The sequence below is a fragment of the Streptomyces sp. NPDC001634 genome, assembly GCF_040298185.1.
In the GTDB taxonomy this organism is placed as follows: domain Bacteria; phylum Actinomycetota; class Actinomycetes; order Streptomycetales; family Streptomycetaceae; genus Streptomyces.
In genome coordinates this window covers 34,162-43,509 of record NZ_JBEOZU010000080.1, presented here as the reverse complement: position 1 = coordinate 43,509, position 9,348 = coordinate 34,162, and the positions used below count along the sequence as shown (strand labels likewise).

Here is a 9,348-nt window from a genome sequence, read left to right as displayed (position 1 = left end):
GTGCCGTGCCCGTGGAAGTGCCCGTATCCGCTGCCTTCCCCGGACGCCTCGGCGCCCGGTCGGGCGCCGGCACCACCGGCCGGTGCCTCGCCTCCCGGCTCGTCCGGCGCGCCCGCCAGCAGCAGCGCGGCCCGCCCCGCGTCCTGCTTGCGCAGCAGGCGGATGGCCTCGGCCGCGGAGGCGGGCGTCGTGACCGCGAGGGCGTCGGCGGCCGCGCCGAAGGCCGCCGCGAGAGGGATCTCGTAGCCGGGGGTGACCGAGAGCAGTTCGGCGGCCGGGCCCATCAGGCCGGAGAGACGGTCCTTCGCGCCCAGCAGGGCGCCCGTACCGTCCTTGCGGCGCAGGCCCAGGGCGAGGGCCTCGTGGCGGGCCGCGACCGCCGCGCGCTTGCGCTCGGCCGCGGTGGCCGCCTCCCGGGCCGCCGAGTGGGCCGACTCGGCCTCGGCGAGTGCCCGCTTCGCCGCGTCGTGCTGCTCGGTCAGGTCCGCGTCGCCGGCGTCGAGACCGTCGACCTCGGCCTTGAGGGCCTCGTACTCCTCCTGGGCGGCGACGGCGCGCTCCTGCGCCTCGTCTCGCGCGGCGGCGAGCCGGTCGATCTCGGCCTGGGCGGAGGCCGCGCGCGAACGGGCCGCGTTGACCTGACCGTTCAGCCGGGCCAGGCCCTCGCGGCGGTCGGCGATGGCGCGGGCCACGTCCTTCAGGCGCCGCTCCTCCAGCGTCAGTTCGCGCTCCAGTTCGGCCCGGTGAGCGACGGTGTCCTCCAGCGCGCGCTCGGCCGCCTCCAGGGCGGCCTCCAGTTCGGCCTCCTGCTCGCGGATGCGTGCGGCCTCGCGTTCCATGTCCTCGGGGTCGCGTCCGCGCCGCTCCTCCGGGGGCTGGGAGGTGGCGCTCTTCACACGCGCGTCGGCCAGCGAGACCGTGCCGCGCACCCGCTCCGCGAGCTGGGACAGCTCGTACCAGGTCTGCTGGGCCCGCTGGAGACGGGGCGTCAGCTGCCGTACCTCGTCCTCCAGAAGCGCCTCGCGCTGCAGGGCCTTCTTCAGATCGGCCTCGGCGGCCTCCTTGCGCTCCTTGAGCGCGGCCTCGTCCGCGACCTCGGCCTTGAGCGCCTCCCGCAGTCGTACGAGGTCGTCGGCGAGCAGGCGCAGCCGGGCGTCGCGGAGGTCGGCCTGGATCACGACCGCGCGGCGTGCAACCGCCGCCTGCCGTCCCAGGGGCTTCAGTTGGCGGCGCAGTTCGTCGGTGAGGTCCTGGACGCGGGCGAGGTTCGCCTGCATGGCGTCCAGTTTCCTGAGCGCCTTCTCCTTGCGCTTGCGGTGCTTGAGCACACCCGCGGCCTCTTCGATGAAGGCGCGGCGGCCCATGGGGTCGGCGTGCAGGACGGAGTCGAGCTGGCCCTGGCCGACGATCACGTGCATCTCACGGCCGATGCCGGAGTCGGAGAGGAGTTCCTGGATGTCGAGAAGGCGGCAGGTGTCGCCGTTGATCTGGTATTCGCTGCCGCCGTTGCGGAACATGATCCGCGTGATGGTGACCTCGGCGTATTCGATGGGGAGGGCGCCGTCGGTGTTGTCGATGGTCAGGGACACCTCTGCGCGGCCGAGCGGCGGGCGCCCGGTGGTGCCGGCGAAGATGACGTCCTCCATCTTGCCGCCGCGCAGCGACTTGGCCCCCTGTTCGCCCATGACCCAGCTGAGGGCGTCCACGACATTGGACTTGCCCGAGCCGTTGGGCCCCACGACACACGTGATCCCCGGCTCGAACCGGAGTGTGGTCGCCGAGGCGAACGATTTGAACCCGCGGAGGGTCAGGGCCTTGAGGTGCACGCCGCTGAACTCTACCTTCCGCCGGTATCTCACTCTATGAACCCTGGCAACCCCGCGGTTTCACATATGAACGTGCAGGGCACACCATCCGTTAAAGAGAATGAAAGGGTGCGCGGGGGCAAGAAAGAAGGGACGCCGAGGCGTCCCTTGCAACTCTGACAACTGAGCGGTTGATACGGGCAGCCCAACCACTGCTTGTGCCTTTGTGGAGCGATGCAGTGATCAGGTGAGCGCAGGCTCCGCCTGGTGTGCGTCGATGCTCTCCATGATCCTGTCGTGAGAAGCGGCAGCCGTCAGCGCGTCGTTCTCCGCCTGGATCCGTACAAGCTCGGATTCGAGTTCCTGGACGCGCTGCTGGAGCCGTCGCATCTCGGCGAGGAGTCGCGGGTCGGAGCCGCCGACGTAACCGAGAAGCGCCTTTGCCATGATGGATGGTCCTCCACACTGAGTGACCGACCGAAGCGGTGTGGGTCGTGAGGGATTCGCACCCGCGGTGCTTGGCACTCTTGAGTTCTTGCTGCCGTTCTTACATGCCAAACAGCTAAGGTGCGCGGGGCTTTCAGCGTCTCACCAAAAAGTTTGACGGTCAACACGATCACGCCCTGTATTGGCGGGCAACCCGGACGCGCGCGGCCCTTGACGGGCGGCGCTGCGGCTCCTGCGGGCCCCTGAGGGCGGGGAGATCATCCTTTGCTGCGGAGCCTGCCACGACAAGCGGTTCTTGGCAACCACCAGGCCCTTTCTGCTTCGGGCAGGTGCCAGTGGCATGTCCCTCCGCTTCCGACGGGCGGCTGCGCACCCCGGGCTCAGCGGATCCCGAAGCCGTCGTAGCCGCCGCGGGGCGTGTCCCAAATCTCAGTGACTCCGTCCACACGCCCGGGTGTGTCGTCGCCCCGGAGCCAGTCCAGCAGGCCCTCGCACCCGTCCCGGGCCCCCTCCGCGACCACCTGGACCCGTCCGTCGTCCAGATTGAGGGCAAAGCCACTCAGGCCGCCGATCTCCAGCGCCTTGGCCCGGGTGAACCAGCGGAAACCCACACCTTGGACACGTCCGCGCACCCATGCCACAAGCCGAGCATCGTCGTTCATGGCTGCACGCTAACCGGCCAATGTCCCTCCGGGCACTTCCTCCCCTTGCGCCATGCGGTACCGTCCCGATCCATATAAATCTCATGTGAAACTCACTCGTTCGAGTGAGGAGCGCTGACCGTAAGACCAGGAAGGCCAGCAGATGGGACGCCACCGACGCTCCGCCGCCGGACGCGCCGCCACGGGGGGCCGCGCCACCGAAGTCACACAGAAGCACCAGATTCCCACGGAGGGCTACGGGCCGGAGAACCTCTACGGCTTCGCAGCTGTCCTGGAGGCCGAGCGGCTCGCGACCCGCTCGCACCGCAAGAGGAAGGCCGCGACGCCGGTGCGCACGGGCCTGCTGGGTGTCTCCGCAGCCGTTGCGCTGGGAACCGTGGCGGTCGCCACCGGGGTGCTGCCGGGGGGCAAGCAGTTCTCGGTGAGCGGCGGCTCCGGCAACGCACAGGCCGGGGGCACCACCCCGTCGGGCTTCGCCACCCAGCAGGGCGGTACGAGCGGCACCGCCGATGACCGCGGGTCCACGTCCACGAGCCGTGACGCGGACCGTTCCTCGGCGCCGGCCACGGCCCCGTCGGCCACGGCGTCCTCGTCGACGCCGACGAAGGAACCCGCACCGACGCCGTCCCCTTCGGCGTCGAAGTCGGCCACGGCCGCGCCGCCGGCGAGCCATGCTGCAACGGAGCCCACGGCCACACCGCCGGGGAAGGTGTCCTCCGAGGGCGCCGTCGAGGCCGAGGTGATCAAGCTGGTCAACCAGGAGCGGGCCAAGGTCGGCTGCAGCCCGGTGACCGCGAACGGGGCCCTGAAGAAGCTGGCGGAGGCGTTCAGCGCGGACATGGCCGCGCGGAACTTCTTCGACCACACCGACCCCGGCGGCAAGGACCCCTGGGACCGCGCGGCCGCGCTCGGCATAACCAGCCTGGGCGGCGAGAACATAGCCCGCGGCCAGGCGACCGCCCAGGACGTGATGGACGCCTGGATGAACAGCCCCGGGCACCGGGCGAACATACTGAACTGCGACTTCAGGACGCTGGGTGTCGGGGTGCACTTCGGGTCGGGCGGCCCGTGGTGGACGCAGGACTTCGGCTACTGACGGACGGCCTACGTCGTACACGCGCCCCCGCCCGGTGAATCCGTGCGGGGGCTTGGCCGTGTCGGCGCCCGGCGACCGCGGTCGCGGGCGGCCTCGTGCCTACGCCGCCGCGCGGCCCAGCGCGAAGACGCGGGCCGTCTCGGCGATGCGGCGGCCGAGGTGCTCCGCGGTGGCGATGTCGGCCTTGTGGACGGCCTCCGGGCCCTCGTCGACGTTCGTCTGGGCGGCGGCTCCCGCGAAGACGCCGAGGCGGTTGAGGTCGTGCTCGGAGCCGCCGCTGTTGTTCCAGCCCGGGTGCAGTCCGAGGTTGACCCAGTTCATACCGTGCTGCGCGGCCAGGATCTGGAAGAACTGCAGGGTGTGCAGCTTGTCGCCGCTCTTGGAGCCGGAATTGGTGAAGCCGGCCGCCAGCTTGTCCTTCCAGTCCTGCCCGAACCAGCGCTTCGAGGACGCCTCGGCGAAGACGTGGAAGGCGCCGGACGCGGTGCCCATGTAGGTCGGCGAGCCGAAGACGATCGCGTCGGAGGCGTCGAGGGCGGCCCACTGCTCGTCGGTGATCTCGTCGACCTTGATCAGGTGCACTTGGGCACCGGCTTCCACGGCACCGTCCCGTACGGCCTCGGCGAGAACGGCGGTGTGGCCGTAGCCGGAGTGGTAGGCGATGGAGACAACGGGGGTGGTCACGATTCGTACTCCCAAGGAAGGTGAAAACGGAGCGCCGCGACGATTTGGCCGTTCAGCGCCGATGACGAAAGGAAAGCACTAACTGATAGATAGTGCAACCCGTCGGTTAGCGCTGCGCTCGAGTACGCTTGGGACATGACCACCACGCACGAGCGCACCGAGGAGCAGAACCTCCCGTACAACGTGTTCGCCAAGGCCTGCCCCTCGCGCGGCACGCTGGAGCACGTCACGGGCCGCTGGGGCGCGCTCACACTCGGCGCCCTGTACGAGGGCCCGTTCCGCTTCAACGAGCTGCGTCGCCGAGTGGACGGCGTGAGCGAGAAGATGCTGTCCCAGACCCTGCACGCGCTGGAGCGCGACGGAATGGTGCACCGCGAGGCCCAGCCGACGAACCCGCCGCGCGTGGACTACGAACTGACCCCGCTGGGCCATGAGGTCGCGGCACGCCTGCTCACCCTCATCCACTTCGTGGAGGGGCGGATGGACGATGTGCTGACGGCACGCGAGCGTTACGACCAGACGCGCGGCGCCCTCTGACATTTCGGGCAGAAGTAGCTGGAGCGGTTCATCCAGGGGCGGCGGCACATGGGCGTGGCACAGCGCCGGCACGGCAGTCCCTCACGGCCGTACGCGTCCAGCGACCGGTCGAAGTAGCCCGACTCCCCGTTGACGTTGACGTAGAGGCTGTCGAAGCTGGTGCCACCGACGGCGAGCGCGGCGTTCATCACATCCCGTACGTGGCCGAGGAGTTCGGCCGTGCGCGGGCGGGTGAAGTTCGCGGTCGCGCGCTCGTAGTGGATGCGGGCGCGCCAAAGGGCCTCGTCCGCATAGATGTTGCCGACGCCGCTGATCAACGACTGGTCGAGCAGGGCCCGCTTGATGGTCGTGCGCTTGCGGCGCAGCGCCTCGTGGAAGGCCTCGTCGTCGAAGACCGGGTCGAGGGGGTCGCGGGCGATGTGCGCGATGACGTCGGGCAGCCCGTCGGGGGCGGTGTCGTGCAGCGAGAGGCCGCCGAAGGTGCGCTGGTCGACGAAGCGGAGCTCGGTGCCGAGGACGTCGTCGAACCGGAGGCGGATGCGGAGGTGCTTCTCGTCGGGGGCGTCGTGCGGCTGGACGAGGAGCTGGCCGCTCATCCCGAGGTGGGCCAGGATCGCCGTGCCGGTGGTCTCGACGGGAATCCAGAGGTATTTCCCACGGCGGCTCGGGGTGCCGAGGAGCTGCCCCTTCAGCCGGTGCGTGAAGTCCTCGCCGCCCGCGGTGTGCCGGCGGACGGCGCGCGGGTGCAGCACCTCGGCTTCGGCGACGGTCCGGTGGGCGACCCAGCGCTCCAGGCCGCGCCGCACGACTTCGACCTCGGGCAGCTCGGGCACGGATTCCTCCGGAAGGGTGAACGGGGCGACGTCCGCAGGTTACCTCTTGATCAGGTGGGATCGACCAAGCGCTCCGCGGGAAGTGCCGCGGTTGGTCGTCGATCGCCTGCAGGCCCGTCCTGGCTGGTCGATCCCCCAAGTTCTCGGCTTCGCTCGAACAGGGGGACCCCCATCGCGGCGGAGCCGCAGATCGATACAGCCCGCGCCCCTTCAGGGCGCTGCCGAACGCAGCCGACTTCGCCACGGCCGCTTGGTCGGCTGAAAGGGACGGACCCCGGAAAGGGACCAACCCCTGAAAGCGACGGACCCCGCCCCGGCGATTGCGCCGGGGCGGGGTCCGTCGTGTGAAGGATTCAGGCCGTGGCCGAGTCGCTCGCCGGGGCCGAAGCGGAATCGGCGTCCCCGTCGGGGGACTCCTCCGCCTCGGCCGCCGCCTTCGCGCGCTCGTCCGCGGCGGCGCGGATGGAGCGCCAGGCCGACTCCGCGGCCTGCTGCTCCGCCTCCTTCTTGCTGCGGCCGGTGCCGGTGCCGTACGAGACGCCTCCGACGCGGGCGGCAGCAGTAAAGGTCTTCTCGTGGTCCGGGCCGGTCTCCGTGACCAGGTACTCGGGCACGCCGAGCCCCTCGGTCGCGGTCAGCTCCTGGAGACTGGTCTTCCAGTCCAGGCCGGCACCGAGATTCGAGGACTTCTCGATCAGCGGGTCGAACAGGCGGTGCACCAGCTCCGCCGCCGAGTCCAGCCCCTGGTCGAGATAGACAGCGCCGATCACCGCTTCAAGGGTGTCGGCAAGGATGGACGCCTTGTCCCGGCCGCCCGTGCCCTCCTCGCCCCGGCCGAGCCGGATGAAGGAGCCGAGGTCGAGCCCGCGGCCCACCTCCGCCAGCGCACGCGAGTTGACCACCGCGGCCCGCAGCTTGGCCAGCTGGCCCTCGGGCAGGTCGGGGTGGATGCGATACAGCGTGTCGGTGACGACGAGACCGAGTACGGAGTCCCCGAGGAACTCCAGGCGCTCGTTCGTCGGCAGACCGCCGTTCTCGTACGCGTACGAGCGGTGGGTCAGAGCACGCACCAGAAGGGCGGACTCGACCTTGTAGCCGAGCCGCCCTTCCAGAAGCGTGTGGGACGAGGCTGTGTTGTCCGCCTTTTTCCTGGCGCTTGGGTCCGCCTTGGCGTCAGACATCAGACCTCTCACCAGCCGCTCAGACCTCGAGAACCTGGCGCTTGTTGTAGGTGCCGCACGACGGGCACGCGATGTGCTGCTGCTTGGGCTCGTGGCAGCGCTCGCACGCAACCAGGGTGGGGACCGCAGCCTTCCACTGCGACCGGCGGTGGCGCGTGTTGCTGCGCGACATCTTCCGCTTCGGAACAGCCACGGCTACTTCTCCTGCTTCTCGTCGACGCCCGCTTCGGCGCCGCTCATCTCGTCCTTATCGCCGGGTTCGAGTGAATCGGCGAGTCCCTGCAAAGCCGCCCACCGGATGTCGACGGCGTCGTGGTGGTGGTCCGGGTCGTCCGCCAGCCGCGCTCCGCACTCGGAGCACAGACCCGGGCAGTCTTCCCGGCACACCGGCTGCATCGGCAGTGCGAGCACCACCGCATCGCGCAGCAGAGGTTCGAGGTCGAAGAGTCCGTCCTCGAGGAAGAACCTGTCCTCGTCGTCCTCGGCGTCGTCGCCCGGTTCCGCGATCACACGGCCCCGGTCGTCGGCGTCAGGGTACGAGAACAGCTCCTGGAAGTCCGCGTCGAGCTCCAGCTCGACCGGCTCCAGACACCTTACGCACTCCCCCTCGGCCGATGCACGGACGGTGCCTGTGACGAGCACCCCTTCCATGACCGACTCGAGCCGGAGTTCGAGCTCCACCGGGGAGCCTTCCGGCACTCCGACGACCCCTTGGATACCGAAGTCCTTCGGGGCGTCGACCGTGCGAGTCAGGCGCTGCAGCGCACCAGGACGCCGACCCAGCTCGTGCGTGTCGAACACGAGGGGGTTGCGGTGGTCGAGGCGGGCGTTCAGGGCCATTCCTGCTTTCGGTCTTCGAAGCTTCAGGGGGACGCCGCCCCGCGGTGTTCCGGGCAGCGCAAGTCGCGAAGTGTACGCGCGACCGAAGAGCCAGGATACTGGACCTTTCGCTCAGGGCCCAATCCGGTGCTCTCCGGGCGCCCCCGGCGCGCGCGGCGGGAACGCTCAGTGACCGCCGCGTCCCTGTTCGTACGCCCTCAGCTGCTCGGCACTGATCATGCTGGTGTCGAACAGGCTGGTCTCGTCCAGGGCGTTGTCCTGGGCGTAACCCTGCTGTGTGTCCTGCCCGTGGGCGTAGGCGACGGCCTGCTGGTCGTAGGTCTGTGCCTGCGGGTAGACGGCGTAGGGATCGGCCTGCTGGTAGCCGTACGCGTCCTGCTGGGCATACGTCTGCTGATAGCCGTACTGGTCGGTCTGCTGGTACCCGTACGGATCCTGCTGCTGCGCGTAGGCCGGCTGGGTCTGCTGGGCCGGGACCGAGGGCGCCTGAGCCGGGACCGAAAGGGTCCGCTCCGGGGTGTCGGCGAGGGCCGCGAGATCGGCGAGGTAGTCGGCGTCGCTGGAGTGCTGGACGGTCGTCGTGTCGTCGGCGAGGGCGCCGAGATCGTCGGTGGCGATACGGCCGTGCAGCTTCTGGCGGCCCTTGCCGACGGCCTCCAGGGTCTTGGCGAGGACGGCCTCGAAGGCGCCCAGCTTGGCGTCCACGTACGCGTCCGCGTCGCGGCGCAGGGTCTCGGGGTCGTGGCTGCGCTCGGGGGCGTCCTCGTCCTCGTAGCCCTGTTCGTCGAGGCCCGGACCGGTGCCCAGCAGCTTCTCGCGGCCGCGGCCGACCGAGCCGAGGGTCTTGGTGAGGACGACCTCGAAGTTGGCGAGCTTGGAGTCGACGTAGTCGTCGGCCTCCGCGCGGATCTCCTCGGCCTCCTGGCGGGCCTCGGTCAGGATGCGGTCGGCCTCGTTGTGGGAGCGGCGCGCGACCTCCGTGTCGGAGATCAGGGAGCCGCGCTCGGCGTGCGCCGTCTCGATGATCCGCTCGGCCTCCTGGCGGGCCCGCTCGACCATCTGCTCACGGTCACCGATCAGCTCCTGGGCCTCGGCCAGGGAGCCGGGCAGCGCCGCACGCACCTCTTCCAGCATCGAGAGCAGCTCGGTGCGGTTGATCACGCACGAAGCCGACATGGGCATCGACCGGGCACTGGAGACCGCCGCGACGATCTCGTCGAGCTTCTTCTGCACGTCCACCGTGTGCTCGCCACTCTCTACAGC

General features: G+C 70.0%; 11 protein-coding genes. 2 read left to right on the top strand and 9 right to left on the bottom strand.

Translation table 11 applies throughout. The features are described from left to right. The 3 genes from ABT186_RS37075 to ABT186_RS37065 all read right to left on the bottom strand — a co-directional run. A partial coding sequence (locus ABT186_RS37075) for a chromosome segregation SMC family protein (RefSeq protein ID WP_351928852.1) occupies positions 1-1,826 on the bottom strand: 1,826 nt, incomplete at its 3' end. Between the two features lie 222 nt (positions 1,827-2,048). Then, positions 2,049-2,252: a hypothetical protein gene (locus tag ABT186_RS37070; protein WP_043444185.1), complete on the bottom strand. Its 204-nt coding sequence runs from the start codon at positions 2,250-2,252 to the stop codon at positions 2,049-2,051. A gap of 380 nt (positions 2,253-2,632) precedes the next feature. Beyond that, on the bottom strand, positions 2,633-2,914 hold the full coding sequence (locus ABT186_RS37065) for an acylphosphatase (protein ID WP_351223882.1): 282 nt from the start codon (positions 2,912-2,914) through the stop codon (positions 2,633-2,635). A 142-nt stretch (positions 2,915-3,056) separates the two neighbouring features. Here ABT186_RS37065 and ABT186_RS37060 point away from each other — a divergent pair, with 142 nt between their 5' ends. After that, positions 3,057-4,010 (top strand): CAP domain-containing protein, encoded by a 954-nt coding sequence (locus ABT186_RS37060; RefSeq protein WP_351223880.1) that lies wholly within the window; start codon positions 3,057-3,059, stop codon positions 4,008-4,010. A 99-nt stretch (positions 4,011-4,109) separates the two neighbouring features. Here the strand turns inward: ABT186_RS37060 and ABT186_RS37055 are convergent, their stop codons facing one another. Then, a complete protein-coding gene (locus tag ABT186_RS37055) occupies positions 4,110-4,694 on the bottom strand; it encodes a flavodoxin family protein (protein ID WP_351223878.1) in 585 nt (194 codons plus the stop codon). A 135-nt stretch (positions 4,695-4,829) separates the two neighbouring features. Between ABT186_RS37055 and ABT186_RS37050 the strand changes: the two genes are divergently transcribed. Further along, entirely contained in the window at positions 4,830-5,231 is a 402-nt protein-coding gene (locus ABT186_RS37050) for a winged helix-turn-helix transcriptional regulator (RefSeq protein WP_351928850.1), read from the top strand. On the opposite strand, the gene mutM is transcribed toward ABT186_RS37050, so the two are convergent. The 5 genes from mutM to ABT186_RS37025 all read right to left on the bottom strand — a co-directional run bounded on the left by mutM (position 5,204) and on the right by ABT186_RS37025 (position 9,324). After that, positions 5,204-6,064 carry a bifunctional DNA-formamidopyrimidine glycosylase/DNA-(apurinic or apyrimidinic site) lyase gene (mutM, locus tag ABT186_RS37045; protein WP_351928848.1) on the bottom strand — a complete coding sequence of 287 codons (861 nt, stop codon included), beginning with the start codon at positions 6,062-6,064 and terminating at the stop codon, positions 5,204-5,206. The two genes, ABT186_RS37050 and mutM, sit on opposite strands and share 28 nt — an antisense overlap. A gap of 353 nt (positions 6,065-6,417) precedes the next feature. Beyond that, complete coding sequence (gene rnc / locus ABT186_RS37040; protein ID WP_351235266.1) at positions 6,418-7,245, bottom strand: ribonuclease III; 828 nt, start codon at positions 7,243-7,245, stop codon at positions 6,418-6,420. Between the two features lie 19 nt (positions 7,246-7,264). Beyond that, positions 7,265-7,438, bottom strand: coding sequence for a 50S ribosomal protein L32 (rpmF, locus tag ABT186_RS37035; RefSeq protein WP_003951102.1), 174 nt, complete (start codon positions 7,436-7,438; stop codon positions 7,265-7,267). A 2-nt stretch (positions 7,439-7,440) separates the two neighbouring features. Next, a complete protein-coding gene (locus ABT186_RS37030; RefSeq protein WP_351235264.1) occupies positions 7,441-8,085 on the bottom strand; it encodes a YceD family protein in 645 nt (214 codons plus the stop codon). Positions 8,086-8,250: 165 nt separating this feature from the next. Further along, positions 8,251-9,324, bottom strand: a complete 1,074-nt coding sequence (locus ABT186_RS37025; RefSeq protein ID WP_351928846.1) for a F0F1 ATP synthase subunit B — start codon at positions 9,322-9,324, stop codon at positions 8,251-8,253. Positions 9,325-9,348 lie beyond the last annotated feature (24 nt).